The organism is Conexibacter sp. SYSU D00693, from assembly GCF_017084525.1.
Classification (GTDB): domain Bacteria; phylum Actinomycetota; class Thermoleophilia; order Solirubrobacterales; family Solirubrobacteraceae; genus Baekduia.
The window spans coordinates 4,388,650-4,404,800 of sequence record NZ_CP070950.1; the positions used below are offsets into that span (position 1 = coordinate 4,388,650).

At 75.4% G+C, this 16,151-nt stretch carries 16 protein-coding genes; 6 read left to right on the plus strand and 10 right to left on the minus strand.

Annotated features, from left to right (window positions below; genetic code table 11):
• Positions 1 to 7: 7 nt before the first annotated feature.
• The 5 genes from JUB12_RS21685 (at position 8) to JUB12_RS21705 (ending at position 2,414) form a co-directional block, all read left to right on the plus strand.
• Positions 8 to 286 carry a ubiquitin-like small modifier protein 1 gene (locus JUB12_RS21685; RefSeq protein ID WP_205697521.1) on the plus strand — a complete coding sequence of 93 codons (279 nt, stop codon included), beginning with the start codon at positions 8 to 10 and terminating at the stop codon, positions 284 to 286.
• 69 nt (positions 287 to 355) lie between these two features.
• Complete coding sequence (locus tag JUB12_RS21690; RefSeq protein ID WP_205697522.1) at positions 356 to 1,330, plus strand: PLP-dependent cysteine synthase family protein; 975 nt, start codon at positions 356 to 358, stop codon at positions 1,328 to 1,330.
• 104 nt (positions 1,331 to 1,434) lie between these two features.
• Positions 1,435 to 1,620, plus strand: coding sequence for a twin-arginine translocase TatA/TatE family subunit (locus JUB12_RS21695; protein WP_205697523.1), 186 nt, complete (start codon positions 1,435 to 1,437; stop codon positions 1,618 to 1,620).
• Positions 1,621 to 1,666: 46 nt separating this feature from the next.
• The gene (locus tag JUB12_RS21700; protein ID WP_205697524.1) at positions 1,667 to 2,068 is read left to right on the plus strand and encodes a Mov34/MPN/PAD-1 family protein; all 402 of its coding nucleotides are present in this window, start codon (positions 1,667 to 1,669) and stop codon (positions 2,066 to 2,068) included.
• Positions 2,069 to 2,108: 40 nt separating this feature from the next.
• On the plus strand, positions 2,109 to 2,414 hold the full coding sequence (locus JUB12_RS21705) for a hypothetical protein (protein ID WP_205697525.1): 306 nt from the start codon (positions 2,109 to 2,111) through the stop codon (positions 2,412 to 2,414).
• Positions 2,415 to 2,679: 265 nt separating this feature from the next.
• On the opposite strand, the gene JUB12_RS21710 is transcribed toward JUB12_RS21705, so the two are convergent.
• The gene (locus JUB12_RS21710) at positions 2,680 to 3,726 is read right to left on the minus strand and encodes a L,D-transpeptidase family protein (protein WP_205697526.1); all 1,047 of its coding nucleotides are present in this window, start codon (positions 3,724 to 3,726) and stop codon (positions 2,680 to 2,682) included.
• 96 nt (positions 3,727 to 3,822) lie between these two features.
• Positions 3,823 to 4,590: a hypothetical protein gene (locus tag JUB12_RS21715; RefSeq protein WP_205697527.1), complete on the minus strand. Its 768-nt coding sequence runs from the start codon at positions 4,588 to 4,590 to the stop codon at positions 3,823 to 3,825.
• 98 nt (positions 4,591 to 4,688) lie between these two features.
• Here JUB12_RS21715 and JUB12_RS21720 point away from each other — a divergent pair, with 98 nt between their 5' ends.
• On the plus strand, positions 4,689 to 5,546 hold the full coding sequence (locus JUB12_RS21720; RefSeq protein ID WP_205697528.1) for a hypothetical protein: 858 nt from the start codon (positions 4,689 to 4,691) through the stop codon (positions 5,544 to 5,546).
• Positions 5,547 to 5,553: 7 nt separating this feature from the next.
• On the opposite strand, the gene JUB12_RS21725 is transcribed toward JUB12_RS21720, so the two are convergent.
• From JUB12_RS21725 to JUB12_RS21760, 8 genes are all read right to left on the minus strand, one after another.
• Positions 5,554 to 6,504: a DUF1152 domain-containing protein gene (locus JUB12_RS21725; RefSeq protein ID WP_205697529.1), complete on the minus strand. Its 951-nt coding sequence runs from the start codon at positions 6,502 to 6,504 to the stop codon at positions 5,554 to 5,556.
• Positions 6,505 to 6,514: 10 nt separating this feature from the next.
• Positions 6,515 to 7,144: a DUF1802 family protein gene (locus JUB12_RS21730; protein ID WP_205697530.1), complete on the minus strand. Its 630-nt coding sequence runs from the start codon at positions 7,142 to 7,144 to the stop codon at positions 6,515 to 6,517.
• 172 nt (positions 7,145 to 7,316) lie between these two features.
• Positions 7,317 to 8,237 (minus strand): NAD(P)-dependent oxidoreductase, encoded by a 921-nt coding sequence (locus tag JUB12_RS21735; protein WP_205697531.1) that lies wholly within the window; start codon positions 8,235 to 8,237, stop codon positions 7,317 to 7,319.
• 5 nt (positions 8,238 to 8,242) lie between these two features.
• The gene (locus JUB12_RS21740) at positions 8,243 to 8,668 is read right to left on the minus strand and encodes a VOC family protein (protein WP_205697532.1); all 426 of its coding nucleotides are present in this window, start codon (positions 8,666 to 8,668) and stop codon (positions 8,243 to 8,245) included.
• Between the two features lie 36 nt (positions 8,669 to 8,704).
• Entirely contained in the window at positions 8,705 to 9,292 is a 588-nt protein-coding gene (locus JUB12_RS21745) for a YdeI family protein (RefSeq protein WP_205697533.1), read from the minus strand.
• Positions 9,293 to 12,319, minus strand: coding sequence for an AAA family ATPase (locus tag JUB12_RS21750; protein WP_205697534.1), 3,027 nt, complete (start codon positions 12,317 to 12,319; stop codon positions 9,293 to 9,295).
• Positions 12,320 to 12,699: 380 nt separating this feature from the next.
• Entirely contained in the window at positions 12,700 to 14,217 is a 1,518-nt protein-coding gene (locus tag JUB12_RS21755; protein ID WP_205697535.1) for a hydantoinase B/oxoprolinase family protein, read from the minus strand.
• Complete coding sequence (locus tag JUB12_RS21760) at positions 14,214 to 16,109, minus strand: hydantoinase/oxoprolinase family protein (protein WP_205697536.1); 1,896 nt, start codon at positions 16,107 to 16,109, stop codon at positions 14,214 to 14,216. The genes JUB12_RS21755 and JUB12_RS21760 overlap by 4 nt, the downstream gene beginning before the upstream one ends.
• Between the last annotated feature and the right edge of the window lie 42 nt (positions 16,110 to 16,151).

Here is a 16,151-nt window from a genome sequence, read left to right on the forward strand (position 1 = left end):
CGTCTCCATGGCTGCCACCATCCGCATCCCGCCCGTCCTGCGCCCCTCCGTCGGAGGGGAGCGCGAGGTCAGCGCCGATGGCTCGACCGTCGGCGAGGTCCTCGTCGCCTTCACCGAGGCCAACCCGGGCGTCAAGGCCCAGGTCTTCGGCGACGACGGCCAGCTCAACAAGTTCCTCAACGTCTACCTCAACCAGGAGGACGTCCGGGTGATGGACGGGCTGGACACGCCCGTCACCGAGGGCGCCGTCCTGCAGCTGCTGCCGGCCATGGCCGGCGGCTGCTGAGCGCCGGCTCTCCGCAGGACATCGAGGGGGTGGGGTGGCCCCTCACCGAGCACTACACTCCGTGAAGCGATGGCCGTCCCTCCCCTCGAGACGCGACCCTGCGGCGGACGCTACGGCGACCTCGTCCAGGCGATCGGCAACACGCCCCTGGTCGAGCTCAAGCGCCTGAGCCCCAAGCCGGGCGTCCGCATCTGGGCCAAGCTGGAGTCCCACAACCCGACCGGCTCGGTCAAGGACCGCGTGGCGCGCTCGCTCATCGAGCACGCCGAGGAGCAGGGGCTCATCCGCCCCGGCCAGACGATCCTCGAGCCCACCTCGGGCAACACGGGCATCGCGCTGGCGATGATCTGCCGGCGCAAGGGCTACCGGCTGAAGGTCGTCATGCCCGACAACGTCACGCCGGAGCGCACGCAGCTCCTGAAGATGTACGGGGCCGAGATCGTCTACTCGCCCGGCGACCAGGGCTCCAACGGCGCCGTCGCGATGGCGCTGAAGATGGCCGAGGAGGACGCCTCGTACTACATGCCCTACCAGTACGGCAACGAGGCCAACCCGCTCGCCCACTACCACGGCACGGCGCCCGAGATCCTCGAGGAGCTCGACGGCGAGCTCGACGTCTTCGTCGCGGGCCTCGGCACGGGCGGCACGCTCATGGGCAACGGCCGGCGCTTCCGCGAGGAGCTCGGCGACCGCGTGAAGATCGTCGCGGCAGAGCCGATGCAGGGCGAGCCCGTCCAGGGCCTGCGCTCCCTCGACGACGGCTACATCCCGCCGATCATCGACCTCTCGCTGCTGGACCGCAAGATCTTCGTCACCAACCGCGACGCGATCGTCTGGACCCGCAAGCTCCTCGACGAGGAGGGCCTGTTCGCGGGCGTCTCGTCGGGCGCGATCGCCTCCATCGCCGTGCGCATCGCGAGCGAGATGGACGAGGGCAACCTCTGCTTCATCGTCTGCGACGACGGCTGGAAGTACCTGTCGTCCGGGATCTACACGCTGCCGGTCGACGAGGTCGCGAACCTCGACTCGACCGTGTGGTGGTAGTCGGCGCCGCCGGATCGACCGTCCGGCGGTGGGCAGCGGATGATCCGTCTGCTCAACTGCTGCGCAACACCTGACGACATCCCAGTCGAGAGGATCTTGAACTGATGCCCTTCAACATCGGCCCCATGGAGCTCATCATCGTCCTGGCGATCGCCCTGATCGTCCTGGGCCCGAAGAAGCTGCCCGAGGTCGGTCGCTCCCTCGGCAAGGGGATGCGGGAGTTCAAGGACTCCATCTCCGGCGAGGACAAGCGCGACGACGAGTACATCGCGCCCCGGAGCGAGGCCTAGCGCCTCGCCCGCCGGGCCTCGCGAGGCCTGGCGCTAGGTTGGCGGCGTGGACATCGCCGCCGACCTCCTGGAGCAGATCGTCGAGCACGCGCGCCGCGAGGCGCCCAACGAGTGCTGCGGGCTGATCGCCGTCCGCGACGGCCGGGCGGTCGAGGTCTTCGAGGCCGAGAACGTCGCCGCGAGCCCCTTCCGGTTCGAGATCGACGGCAAGGAGCTCCTCGAGCTCACCCAGCGCATCGACGACGCCGGCGCGGACCTGGCGATCTACCACTCGCACACGCGCTCGGACCCGATCCCGTCCCAGACCGACATGAACTTCGCGGCGCTCTGGCCGGGCGCCGAGTGGCTCATCATCGGTGTCGCGGGCGGCGGGGAGCCGGACATCCGCCACTGGCGGATCGTCGACGGCGAGGCCGAGCAGGCCGAGGTCCGCGTGGGTGCGGCCTGACCCGCCCCAGGGCGATCCCCGCTACCGCGAGGGTCCCCTCGTGAAGGTCGCGGGCGGCCGCAACCAGGCCGAGGCGGAGTTCATCCAGAACCTCCTCGCCGAGGAGGGCATCCCGTCGCTGCTGCGGCGCACGGCCGGCTTCGACGTCCCGGACATGCTCGCGGCCGGACCGCGCGACGTGCTGGTCCCGGAGGGCGGTGCCTTCGCCGCGCACGAGGTCCTGCTGCAGGCTGAGCTCATCAGCGAGGAGCGGCGTGCGGCGGTCTCGCCGCTCAAGCTCCTGGCCGGGTTGGTCGTCGGGCTGCTGGTGGTCGCCCTGCTCGTGTGGCTGGGCGCGGCGTTGTGAGGGCGGGCGCTTCGCGCATCCGTTGGCGTCTTCTCCGCCTGGGGAGCGGAGAATCCGCCAATCGATGCTCGTTCGGGGCCGAAGGACCGTGACCCTGTCGATTTCCGGCGCAGGACGCCGGAATCAACAGGGCCACGAACGCCCGACCCCACACGACCCCTCGCGGACCCCGCGGCGGCTAGCCCCGTCGCCTCCCTCACTGCCGAACAGCGCCCGCCGCCCTCCCACGGCGCACCGAGCGGAGCTCCGCCAGACGGACGACCGCCTAGGCCACCAGCACCGTCGTCCCGACCTCGACCCGCTTGTACAGGTCGATGACGTCCGACGGGTTCATGCGCACGCAGCCGTGGGACGCGGCGTTGCCGAGGGAGCCGATGTCGGCGGTGCCGTGGAAGCCGACGGAGCCGTTGAAGCCGATCCAGCGGGCCTTGAGGGGGTTGCGGGGGTCGCCGCCCGGGATGGTCTGGCCGGCGAGGTCGCCCGCCCACTCGGAGTCGGGGACGTTCCAGGTCGGGTTCTTCTGCATCGACTGGACCGAAAACTGGCCGAGCGGCGTCGGGTACTCCTTGCTGCCGACGGCGACGCGGTAGGTCTTCTCGAGCTCGCCGCGGCGGAAGACCCGGACGCGCTTGGCGTCGGCGGCGACGGTCACGACGACCGGGTTGGCGTTCCAGACGTCCTCGGCGGTGCGCTGCGGCTGGACCTTGACGACCGAGGCTCGGAGATCGCGCGACGCGTCCGGGTCGCTGAGGGCCTTGGTGATGCGGCGCTGGAGGCCGCCGGGGTCGGCGAGGCGGCGGCCGGTCTCGCCCGGCTTGACCGAGACGTCGGTGATGGAGACGTCGAGCTCGGCGTCCTTGGCGGAGCGCCCGACGCGGTCGCGCAGGCGGCCGACGAAGCTCTTGACCGCCGCGGCGTCCGCCTCGACGGGGGCGGGGATGTCGCGCTCGACGGTGCCGCCGGAGAGAGAGCGCCAACCGCGGCTGACGAACGAGCCGCCGCGGCCGGACTCGACGGCTTGGCGCACGGCGCCCGCGAGGTCGATGCGCACGCCGGCCTCCTTGGCCGAGAGCGTCAGCGTCTGGCCGCCGACGCGCACGCGCACGGGGCGGGCGGCGGGCTGGGCGAGGTCCTGGCGCAGCTGGTCGCGCGCGCCCTGCTCGGTCATGCCGCCGACGTCGATCCCGGCGATCTGGACGCCGTCGGGGATCTCGTCGCGGGACTGGTGGTCGGCCCAGGCAAGCGCACCGGCGCCCACGCCCACGACCAGCACCACCACGAGGGCGAAGACCTTCACGACACGGCGGCTCACCCCACGGATGTTCCCATGCAGGTCGCGGGAAAACGGCCCTCGGTCCGGTTCTTGCAGGGGCCTCCCCGGCGGTTGTTCGGCCCCGGACGTTGCGGTCTAGCCCTCCTCGCTCGCCTGCCCCGCGAGCCGGGCGAGATGGGCGCGCCAGGTGCCCTCGGTGTGCACGAGCGGCCGGCCGTGGAAGGCCCGGACGAGGGCGTCGCGCGGGCCGCCCGGCGGCAGGTGGGTGATGAACCGGATCGCGGCGCGCTCGCCCTCCTCGCGGGCCAGGAGGTCGAGCACCGTCCCCCCGAGCAGCGGCGCATCGCGCAGGCCCGGCGGGAAGGACGGCTCGCCGCCCTCGCGCAGGCGCCGCCCGATCGCCGGCCGGGCGTGGGCGGTCTGGCCGCCGAAGAACTGGCCCGCGCCGAAGACCAGCCACGCCCAGCGCACCGCCCGCACGAACGTGCCGGCCCGGAACGGCGGGGGCAGCAGCGGGGCGTTGTGGCCGACGACGAGCTGGGCGTAGAGCGCCGAGGGGGCCAGCAGCTCCATCTCCCGCGAGCCCGGGACGTTGGACGCCCGTGCGGCGAGCAGCCGCGGCGCGAGGACGTGGATCGTCGCCCGCGAGGGCCAGCCGACGAGGTAGCGCCGCGCCGCCGGCGCCGTCGCCAGGCGCATGAGGGGGACCACCGGCTGGGCGAGGGCGAGCGCCGCGTCGGAGGGGTGGACGACGACGCTCGTGCGCTGCGGGACCTCCGGGAACGCGCCGGCGAGCCGTTCGTGCGTCGTCTCGAGCAGCTCGAGCACGCCGGTGACGTCGTCGGCGTCCTCGGACCCGTGCCGCGCGCTGAAGTGGGTGCTCTCCGTCTCCTCCCACGCCATGACCCGCCTTGACCATTCGCCGCAGGCCGCCCGCCGCCTGCCCGCTCGTCGCAGGGCCTGTCCGAGACACGGCGTCGCGGCCTGGCAGGATGCGCGCCATGCTCCGCCAGGCCCTGCGCGCCGCCGTGCTCATCGGCGGGTCCTCCATGCTCCTGGCCGCCTGCGGCGGCGACGACTCGAGCAGCGACGGCCCCGACGAGGAGGCCATCCGCAAGACCACGGTCACCGCGCTCACGACGCGCGACCCCGAGGTCAAGTGCACGCGCGTCGTCACGCGCGGCTTCGTCACCGCCGTGTACGGCGACCTCGCGACCTGCCGCAAGGCCGAGACGCCCGAGGCCGACGACAAGCCGCCGACCGGCGCGACGGTCAGCAACGTCCAGGGCGACGCCGAGCGCGCCACGGGCACGGTGACGGTCCAGGGCGGCGACAGCGACGGCGCCACCGGCCAGCTCACGTACGTCAAGGAAGAGGGCGAGTGGAAGGTGGCCGAGCTCAGCGTCGCCTTCCTGCGCTCCCAGCTCACGAAGGGCCTCGCGGGCGCGGCTGACGACCCGGACGCCGGCCCGCTGCAGGACCCCAAGGCGCGCGACTGCATCGGCAAGGGCCTGCAGGGCCTCGACGACCCGACCTTCCGCCAGCTCGCCTACGACGCGATCGCCGACAAGGACCCCCACCGGGAGTTCCTCCGCGTCGTCACCGAGTGCACCTCGGAGACGACCGACAGCCAGGGCGTCTCGCTGCTGCGCCGCCAGTTCGAGAGCGGCGTGCGCGAGTCGCTCAAGGGCGACGGCGCCACCGAGCAGGAGGTCGACTGCGTGGTCAAGCAGCTGCGCGAGACGATCAGCGAGGACGACATCACCGCGCAGATCCGCTCCGGCCAGCGCACCTCGCGCGAGCTGACGACGAAGGCCGCCGAGGCGATCCAGGCCTGCGGCGGCAGCCAGTCCGGCTAGCGCACGGTCAGGACGAGGGCGGTGCGGCGGCGGCCGCGTCGCGCTCGTAGGCCAGCTCGGTGCGCACGCCGAGCTCGGTGAGCCGGTCGTGCGCGTGCTCGAGCGAGCACGAGTCGACGAGCGCGGCCGCGAGCTTCGCCGCCGAGCGCATCGCCGCTGCCGGGTCGAAGCAGACCAGCCGCCCGCCGTCGGGCGTCAGCGGCACGGTGCGCCGGCCCTGGCGGATCGGCACGTCGCCGACCTCGCCGCGCGCGCAGCGAACGGCCATCGCGCTGGCCTCGGTCGGCACGACGGCGCACGCCGCATCGAGGCGGTCCAGCGCGCCCTCGGGGAGCGGCAGGTCGCCGAGGTCGCCGCCCACGGAGCGGACCTCCTCGAGGCGCTCGAGCACCTCGGCGGGCTTGAGCTCGCCGTCGCAGCCGATGCCGAAGACGACGCCCAGCACGCCCAGGCCGGCGGCCTCGAGCGCGGGTGCGGTCGCGAGCAGGACGGCGTCGGCCAGCGGGCTGGCCAGCCCGGGCTCGTCGCCGTGGGCGAGCACGTCGCCGCCGACGTCGAGCAGGACCACCACGTCGCAGCCCAGCCGCGTGGCCGCGTCGGCCAGCCCGGCCGCGGTGGCGGCGGGCCCGCCGGTCGGGTCGACGAGCACGACGTCCTCGTCGAGCAGGCCGGCGAGGTGCGCCTCGCAGAAGCGGAAGCCGCCCGGACCGCTGGTCTCGGGACGGGCGAGCGCGACCGCCGCGTTGAGCGCCTCGGCGTCGACGACCTCGTCGAGGCGCCGCGGGCCGGGGAGCGGGTCCACCGGCCGGCGCTCCCACGTCAGGCCGCCGACGACCGCGTCGGTCCCCAGCGCCTCCGCGGCCAGCGCGACGGCGTAGGACCCGACGACGTCACCACCGCCGCCGATCCCGACGACGAGGAGGCGCTGCGCGGCGGCCACCAGGTCGGTGGCCGCCATCACAGACGAGCTAGACGAGCTCGGGGACGCGCGACTCGCAGATGCCGGCGATGATCTCGGCGGCGCTCGCGAACTCGTCGTCCGACAGCACCGGGGTGCCCTCGAACGGCAGGTCGCGGGTGATCTCGAGCCAGGAGCGACAGCCGCCGTACTCGTCCTTGACGCGGACGGTCACGGGGCGCGGGATCCGGTACGTGCGCAGCAGCAGCACGTGCAGCGGGTGGCGGCGCTTCCACGCCAGGCGCTTCTCGGCGTAGTCCGTCGTCCAGACGTAGAACGGCGAGAGCTCGCAGACCGTGCGCGGGTCCGTGATGGTGAAGTGGCCGGCGACCTCGGCCCAGGCGCGAACGCGGACGCGGTCGGGCTGGTGGATGCCGCCGTCACGGGTCAGCGCGTGGAGGGGCGGCTCGCCGTCGGGCCAGACGCCCTCCTCGAGCGCGCGGCGCAGCTCGGGCATGTGCGACTCGCGGACGAGGTCGTTGCGCTGGTGGTCGAAGGTCGGATACAGGAAGAACCGGTCGTGCTCGAGCTGGAAGTGCTTCGAGGACTCACCGACGCCACCCTTCCGGAGGGTGAGGAGCTGCTCACCCTCGGCGAGCGCGCGGACGGTGACGGCCCATTCCTTGAACGCAATAGGCATAAGCGGGTGCGGGGGGAGGAGGCTGGAACAGAGGCGTGCCGCCGCGTCCGGAGGGTCGGACGAGGCCAGCGGCAACGCCCCTGCACATAAGCACAGGATGGAAACAACTGCCAAATCTCCCGGCAAAATCGGGAGATCGACAGACTGTCTAGGCGGACTTCGACAGGGTGTGCTAGTCGCCGGACGGACCGTCAGGGCCCGCCGGGCCGTCACCGAGGCGCCGTCCGGCCAGCCCCTCGAAGGCCTCGAGCAGGACCGCGAAGTCGGCGTCGCCCCGGCCGCGGCCCATGGCGGCGACGAGCGCGTCGCGCGCCGCGGCGGCCGCCGGGAACGGCACGCCGGCGCTCTGGGCCTCCTCCAGGCAGAGGCGCACGTCCTTGAGCATGTGCTCGGCCTTGAAGAGCGTCGAGAAGTCGTGGTCGCGCATCGGCGCGGCCTTCAGCGCGAGCATCGCCGAGCCGCCGGAGCCCGCGCCGAGGACGGCCTGCAGCGCGTCGAGGTCGACGCCCAGCGCGTCGGCGACGAGCAGCGCCTGGGCGACCGTCGCCGCGTTCGCCGCGGCGGTCGCGTTGTTGACGAGCTTGAGCGCCTGGCCCTGGCCGGTCGCCCCGACGTGGACGACGAGCTCGCCCATCACGTCGAACAGCGGCCGGGCGCGGTCGACGTCGTCGGCCGCGCCACCGCACATGATCGTCAGCGTCCCGTCCGCGGCCTTGGGCGACGAGCCCGTCACCGGCGCGTCGACGAAGCGCAGGCCGCGGGCCTCGAGGTCGGCGGCGATCGACCGGGCGTCGGCCGGCGCGATGGTGGACATGTCGACGACGAGCGTCCCGTCGCCCGCCCCGTCCGCCGCGCCGTCTTCGCCGAGCAGGACCGAGCGCACCTGCGCGCCGTCCACGACCATCGAGACCACGACCTCGGCGCCGTCGGCGGCCTCGCGCGGCGTGGCGGCGACCGCGGCGCGGTGCTCGTCGGCCCAGGCCTGCGCCTTGCCGGGGGTGCGGGTCCAGACCGTCAGCTCGTGGCCGGCCCGCACGAGGTTCGCGGCCATGCGCGACCCCATGATCCCGAGGCCGAGGAAGGCGACACGCACGGCGCTCAGCCCGCGGCGGGCGCGGGGTCCTGGGGCGTTGCGAACGCCCCGCCGTCGATGAGCTCCACGCGGTAGCCGTCGGGGTCGGCGACGAACGCGATGCGCGGCAGGTCGTCGCGGCCGCCCGGCCGGTAGGCCGGCTTCTCGGGGTGCACGTCGGCCTCCTCGGCCAGCGTGGCCAGCGTCGCGTCGAGGTCGTCGACGGTGACCGCGATGTGGTTGAAGCCCTCGCCGAGCGGATAGGGCTCCTCACGGCCGACGTTCACCGTGAGCTCGAGCCGGTCGCCGTCGCCGGGCAGCCCGAGGTAGACGTTGTAGGCCGTCTCGAAGGTGAGGCGGCCCGTCTCCTCGAACCCGAGCAGGGCGTAGAAGCGCACCGACGCGTCGGGGTCGCGGACGCGCAGGCAGGTGTGGACCAGGGAGGCGGGCATGGCCTCACTCTGCCAGCGCGGGTGCCGACAGGCGCGCTAGGGGTGGAGCTTCTGACCCGCGGCGAGCATCGCGACCAGCCGCTCGATGCGCCGCTCGCGGGTCCCCGGGCGCTTGGCCTCGGCGGTGACGCGGTGCAGGACCGCGTAGCGGTTGGTCGCGTCGAGCGCGGCGAACGCCGCGGCCGCCTGCGGGTCGGCGTCGAGCGCCGCCTGCAGGTCGGCGGGGACGGTCGCGGTGCTCGGCGGCTCGTAGGCGGCGTCCCAGCGGCCGTCGGCCTTGGCCTTCTCGACCTCCGCCATCCCGCTCGGGCGCATCCGCCCCTCGGCGATGAGCGCCTCGGCCTTCTCGGTGTTGATGCGCGACCACCGGCTGCGGGGCCGGCGCGGCACCCACCGCTGGCCGGTCCACGTCTCGTCGATGCCGTGGGACTGGCCGTCGATCCAGCCGAAGCAGAGGGCGAGGTCCAGCGCCTCGGCGCGGGTGACGCTCGGCACGCCGGCGCCCTTCTTGGCGAGCTTCATCCACAGCCCCGGCCCGTCGTGGTTGGCCTCGAGCCACGCCTCGAAGGCCGCCGCGTCCTCGAACGACAGGACCGGGAGACCGTCCTCGCCCGGCTTGGCCATCTACGCCTGGGGCTCCACGACCAGCCCGAGGCGGTAGGCGGCTGCGGCCGCCTCGGTGCGCGAGCGCACGCCGAGCTTGGCCAGGATCCGCGAGACGTGGACCGAGGCGGTCTTCTCGGCCATGAACAGGCGCTCGCCGATCTCGCGGTTCGTCCGCCCGTCGGCCACGAGCAGCAGGACCTCGAGCTCGCGCGGGGTGAGGCCGAGCTCGGTCGCCGGCTCGGGGACCTCCGGCTGGGCGGCCGTGGCGCCGGCGGCCGACCCCGGCGTGCCGTCCGCGCCGGCCGGGTCGCCGTCGTCGAGGCGCAGCCGGCCGCGGCGGGCCAGGCCCTCGATCGCGTCCCTGAGCCACGCCGCACCGAGCTCGGTGGCGACGGCGCACGCGGTGCGTGCCGCCTCGGTCGCGCCGGCGCGGTCGCCGGTGAGCAGCCGCGCCTCGGCCTCCTCCCAGCGCGCGCTCGCCACGCCGTAGGGGCGCGACATGGCGTCCCAGAGCTCCGCGGCGCGGGCCCACAGCTCGGGGCGCGGCGCGCCGCCGGCCAGCGCCGCCTCGGCCTCGGCGACCGCCGCATGGGCCGCGGTCTCCGGGATCGCCCGGCCGTGCCGGGTCCCCGCGAGGACGATCGCCCGCGCCGCGTAGTCCGCGGCACGGCCCGCCGCCTCGGCCTCGTCGCCGGGACGGCCCAGATCGCGCGCCATCCGCGCCGCGTCGGCCTCCACCCCCGCGCCGACCGCCAGGATCCGCGCCATCCGCGGCGCGTCCTCGAGTCCCGGCTCACCGCGCTTGAGCCGCGACAGGCCCCAGTCGATCGCGTCGCGCGCCTCGTCGATCCGGCGCTCGCGGCGGTGCAGCGCGGCCAGCAGCGACGCGATGGGGGAGATCCACTGCGGCTCGAGCATCTGCCCCGCGCTCTCGCGGGTCTGCGCCAGGCGCTCCCGGGCGCGGTCGTGCTCACCGCGGGCGAGCTCGAGCTCGGCCCGGCGGATCTGGAAGAACATCCGGTTCTGGCCCTCGTGACGCGGCGCGCTGCCGGCGGGCAGCAGCTCGTCGGACTCCCGCCACAGCCCGAGGTGGAACGCCGCCTCGGCGCGCTGGAAGCCGATCCACGTGCCGTGGTGGCCGAGCTCCTTGGCCTCCGCCGTGCCGCGCACGAGCAGGTCGTGGGCCTCCTCGGCCCGGCCGGCGAGCAGCAGCGTGTCCGAGAGGTTGATGTAGGCCCGCATGAGCTGGTCGGCCATGCCGTCCGCCCGCGCCCCGTCGAGGGCGGCGCGCAGCGTGTCGATCGCCCCGCCGGGGTCGCCGAGCGCCAGCAGGCAGACCCCGCGGGTGTTCAGCGCGTGCAGCTCCGCCCACCGCGAGCCGGCCGCGCGCGCCGAGCGCAGGGCCACCTGGCAGAGCTCGTCGGCGTCGGCGTAGCTGCCCCAGAGCATCAGCGACGACGCCTTGCGAGCCAGGAGCTTCGCCCGCAGGACGGTCGGCCGGTCGGCGGGCAGGAGGTCCAGCGCCTCGTCCCAGGTCGCGAAGGCCTGCTCGCCGTGGCCGCGGCTCCACTGCGCGCGGCCGAGGCGGTGCAGCAGCGACGCGGCGCGCACCGGCTCCTCCTCGCGGTCGAGCTCGGCGAGCGCCCGGCGGGCGAGCTCGGCGGAGCGCGCGGGCTCGTCGTCGCGGGCGACCGCGGCGCGCTGCAGGAGCTCGACGTGGTCGATGCCCAGCAGCTCCTCGGCGTCCGGGACGTGGTCCCACAGCTCGAGCGCGCGCTCGAACAGGTCACCCGCCTCGCCCGCGGCGTGGACGTCCCACGCCGCCTCGCCGGCCCGTACCGCGGCCACGAGCGCGCGGGGGCGCTCGCCGGCCTGGTCGTAGTGGTGGGCGATCATCGCCGCCTCGGTCGGCTTGACGCAGACCTCGCCGTCGAGCCGGCGCTCCAGCGCCTCGGCCAGGACGAGGTGCAGCTCGGCCTCCTCGCCGGGCAGGAAGTCGTCGGCGACGACCTCGCGCAGCAGCTCGTGGCGGAAGCTCAGCGTCCCGTTGGGGTGGGTGAGCAGGACGTTGTGCGTGACCGCCTCGCGCACGCCGTCGCGGACCTCGCGGGCGTCGAGCCCGCTGACCTCCTGCAGGACCTCGAGCATCACGCGCTTGCCGGCCGCGACCCAGCGCAGCGCCTCCTGCGCCGCGTCGGGCAGCGCGTCGACGCGCAGCATGAGCGCGTCGCGCAGCGACCCGGCCAGCTCGCCCCGGCCGTCGCTGCCGGCGGCCAGCAGCTCCTCGGCGAAGAGCGGGACGCCCTCGCTGCGCTGCCACAGCCGCTCGACGAGGCCCTCGGCCGCGGGGGCCCCGAGGATGTCGCCGAGCGCGAGGCGCAGCTCGTCGCGGGTGAAGCGCTGCAGCTCGACGCGCCGGACGTTGGACTGGCGCTCGACCTCGGCGAGGACCGGGCGCAGCGGGTGGCGGCGGTGCAGCTCGTCGGAGCGGTACGTCCCCAGGACCAGGATCCGCTCGGCGCAGAGGTTGCGCGCGAGGAACGCGAGGAACTCGCGGGTGGAGCGGTCGGCCCAGTGCAGGTCGTCGAGGACGAGCAGCAGCGGCTGCTGGCGCCCGAGGCGGTCCAGGAGCGCGAGCAGCAGCTCGAAGAGCCGGCCGCGCCCGCTGCCGCCGAGCGGCTCGATCTGCAGGTCGCCCGGGACGCCGAGCTCCGGCAGCAGGCGCGCGAGCTCGGCGCGCGCCGGGCCGAGCTCGTCGAAGACCGGGTCGCCCTCGCGGGCCAGGCCGCGCAGCGCGCCGACGATCGGCGCGTAGGGCAGCTCGCCGTCGCCGAGCTCGAGGCAGTCGCCCCACAGTGCGCGCGCGCCGGCCTCCTCCGCACGGCGGCGCACCTGCGTGGCGAAGCGGCTCTTGCCGACGCCCGACTCCCCGGCGACGAGCGCCACGCGGGCCTTCCCGCCCAGGACGTCCGCCAGCGCCCGCTCGAGCTCTGCGAGCTCCGCGGTGCGACCGACGAAGACGTCGCTCGTGACACGCTGGGGCACGCCCCCATCGTCCCACGGCCGGGCAAGGCCCGCCACGGCCCCGCGGTCCTCGGCTAGGCCGGGCGGGGGCGGATGCTCGGACGCCGGGCGCGCACCGGGCGCCACCTGCGGAACCGGTGGAGGCGGGGCACGGCGGAGAGAGAGGCCTGTGCCGCGCGGGTCCGCTGCGCCCGGCGCACGCTCGCCTCGGCGTCGAGGAGCTCGTTCTGGAGGAGGAAGTGCATGGGAGCATCGTGCTCCTGAGGGGTGGTCCTCCACATCGGGTGGGCGAGCCGTCTTGGCGGCCCGCAGACCTCAGTCCTGCGCGCCGACCCCTTACTCACGTCGGGTGCAACCCCTTAGTCCCCCGGCCGCGCTGATGGCGGCCATCAGCAGGGCTTCTACGAGGCGCTCTCCGGCGCTCCGTGACCGCCGCCGCCGGGCGTCTCGAGCCGCAGCGCCTCCCCCGCCGCGAGCTCGCCGGTGGCCTTGGGCGCCAGCTCCTCCTCCGTCCCGTCGGCGCGCACGAGGACGTTGCGCCCGCGGGCGCCCGGCGCGCCGCCGTCGGCGCCGGGCGGGGCGTGGCGACGGCGCTCGGTGATGAGGCTGTAGGCCAGCGGCTCGCGCGCCCGCCACTCGCGCACGAGCCCGTCGCCGCCGCGGTGGCGGCCGTCCCCGCCGCTGCCGCGCCGGCGCTCGAGGCGCACGACGTCGACCGGGAACTCGAGCTCGAAGGCCTCGACCGGGGTGTTGCGGGTGTTGGACATCGCCACGTGCACGCCGCTCGGCCCGTCGGCGTCCGGGCATGCGCCCTGGCCGCCGCCGAGCGTCTCGTAGGACGTCCAGTCGTCGGTGCCCAGCGTGATGTTGTTCATCGTCCCCTGGCCGCAGGCGCGGCCGAAGGCCTGCAGGACGAGGTCGGCCACGCGGCTCGAGGTCTCGACGTTGCCGCCGGCGACCGCCGCGGGCGCGCGGGCGTCGAGCAGCGTCCCCGGATCGGTCAGGACCTCCACCGGCCGCATGGCGCCGGCCGTCGGCGGGATGTCGGCGTCGGTGAGCACGCGCACCGCGAAGGCGCAGGCGCTGACCGTCACCGCCCGCGGGCAGTTGAGGTTGCCGGGGTCCTGGCCGGCCGAACCCCGCAGGTCGAGCACCAGGCGGTCGCCGTCGACGGTCGCACGCAGGCGCAGCTCGAGGTCCCCGTCGACGCCCTCGAGGACGTCGACGGCCTCGTGGACGCCGTCGGGCAGCGCGGCGAGGCACGCGCGGGTGCGCCGCTCGCTGTAGTCGAGCACCTCGTCGACGGCGGCCTGCAAGGTCTCGCGGCCGACGCGCGCCGCGAGCTCGCGCAGCCGACCCGCGCCCGTGCGGTTGGCCGCGAGCTGCGCGCGCAGGTCGGCGCGGCGCTCGGCGGGACCTCGCATCCGCGCGCTGAGCTCCTCGACCGCCGTGGCGTCGAGCACGCGTGGAGCGATGACGACCCCCTCCTCCTCGAGCGTCCGCGAGTCCGCCGGCATCGAGCCCGGGACCTTCGCGCCGACGTCGGCGTGGTGGGCGCGGCTGGCCGCGAAGCCCAGCAGGGCGCCGCCGTCCTCGGCCTCGAAGACCGGCGTGACGACCGTGATGTCCGGCAGGTGGGTGCCGCCCCGGTAGGGGTCGTTGAGCACCCACGAGACGCCGGGACGGTGGTCCTCGCCGAGCACCGCCTCGACCGACGCCGGCATCGCCCCGAGGTGCACGGGGATGTGCTCGGCCTGCATCGCCATCTGCCCGTCGGGCGCGAAGAGCGCGGTCGAGCAGTCGCGGCGCTCCTTGATGTTCGCCGAGTGCGCGCTGCGCACGAGCACCGCGCCGGCCTCCTCGCACGCGGCGCGCAGCGCCCCGAGGACGACCTGCAGCTCGATGGCGTCGATGCTCACCGGCGGTCCTCCAGCACGAGCGTCCCGGTCGGGTCGTAGCGGGCGTGCCAGCCTTCGGGGACCCAGACGGTCGAGCCGCGCAGGGCCAGGGCGAGCGGGCCGCCGCCGGGGGCGTCCTGCTCCGGCGCGTCCCAGCCGACCTCGGGGCCGGGCAGGGCGGCGCGCACCCGGACGGTGACGACCTCCACCTCGCCGTCGTCGTCGCGGTAGCCGTAGCGGGCCTCGTGCTCGGCGGCGAAGGCCTCGCGGACCTCCGCGGCGTCGGGCCCGCAGCGGACGGCGAGCTCGTGGGACTGGCCGGCGTAGCGGACCTCCCACGTCGTCGTGAGGGCCGCGTGCTCGTCGCCCAGCTGTGCGCGGGCCTGGGCGCCGACGTCCTCGAGCGCCGCCCGCAGGGCGGCGTCGTCGAGCGCCTCCCCGCGCAGCAGGACGGTGCGCTGGGCGTCGGCGCGGCGGTCGGCGGCGGCGAGGCCGAGCGCGCTGAGCACGCCGGAGGCCGCCGGGACCAGGACGCGCCGGACGCCGAGCTCCTGCGCGACGTGCGCGGCGTGCAGCGGGCCCGCGCCGCCGAAGGCCAGCAGCGCGAACCCCCGCGGGTCGACGCCGCGCTGCACCGTCATGACGCGCAGCGCGCGGACCATCTCGGCGTCGGCGACGCGGACGATCCCGGCGGCGCAGGCCTCGACGTCGAGGTCGAGCTGCTCGGCCAGGCCGGCGACCGCGGCGTGCGCGGCGTCGCGGTCGAGCCGCACCCCGGAGAGCGCGGCGTCCGGGTCCAGCCGGCCGAGCAGGAGGTTCGCGTCGGTGACCGTCGGCTCGGTCCCCCCGCGGCCGTAGCACGCGGGTCCCGGGTCGGCCCCGGCGCTGCGCGGGCCGACGCGCAGCGCGCCCCCCGGGTCCCGCCAGGCGATCGAGCCGCCGCCGGCACCGACGGTGTGGATGTCGACCATCGGCAGCGCGAGCGGCCGGTCGCCGACCTCCCGGCCCGCGGTCTCGCGCACCTGGCCGTCCTCGACGACGCACACGTCGCACGACGTCCCGCCCATGTCGAAGCACAGCAGGTCGGGCTCGCCCAGGCGCTCGCTGAGCAGCGCGGCGGCGGCCGCGCCGCCGGCGGGACCGCTGAGGACGGTGAGGGCGGCGTGGCCCGCCGCGGTCGCCGAGCTCGTCAGCCCGCCGCTGGACTGCATGATCGACGGCTCGGGCAGTCCGGCGCCCGCGGCGCGTTCGCCCAGCCGGCGCAGGTAGGCGGCCAGCAGGGGGGAGAGCGCGGCGTCGACCTCGGTGGTCACGCCGCGCTCGACCTCGCGGAACGTCGCGGTGACCTCGTGGGAGAGCGAGACGTGGACGCCGTCGCCCAGCCGCTCGCGCAGCGCCGCGCCGAGGCGCTGCTCGTGCTCGGGGTGGCGGTAGCCGTGCAGCAGGACGACGGCGACGGCCTCGGGCTCCAGCGCCGCCACCGCCCCGGCGACCGCGCGGGCACCGTCGTCGTCGAGCGCGCGGCGCACGCCCTCGGGGCCCGTGCGCTCGGGCGCGGCCACCCGCAGCTCGGCGGGCACGAGCGGCGCGGGACCCGCGACGCACAGCCGGTACAGCTCGGGCCGCGCCTGGCGGCCGAGCTCGAGGACGTCGGTGAAGCCCTCGGTGGCGACGAGGGCGGTGCGGGCGCCGCGGCCCTCGAGCAGCGCGTTGGTCGCCACGGTCATGCCGTGGGCGAAGGCCTCGACGGCGCCGGCGTCCCGGCCGGCCTCGGCGAGGGCGAGCTCGACGGCGGCGAGGACGCCCTCGGACTGGTCGTGGGGCGTGGTCGGCGCCTTGGCCGTGACGACCCGGCCGCCGTCGACGAGGACGGCGTCCGTGAACGTGCCTCCCACGTCGACGCCCAGCAACACGGCCGGGAGTCAAGCACCCCCGGCCGCGAAGCCCTCCTCCGC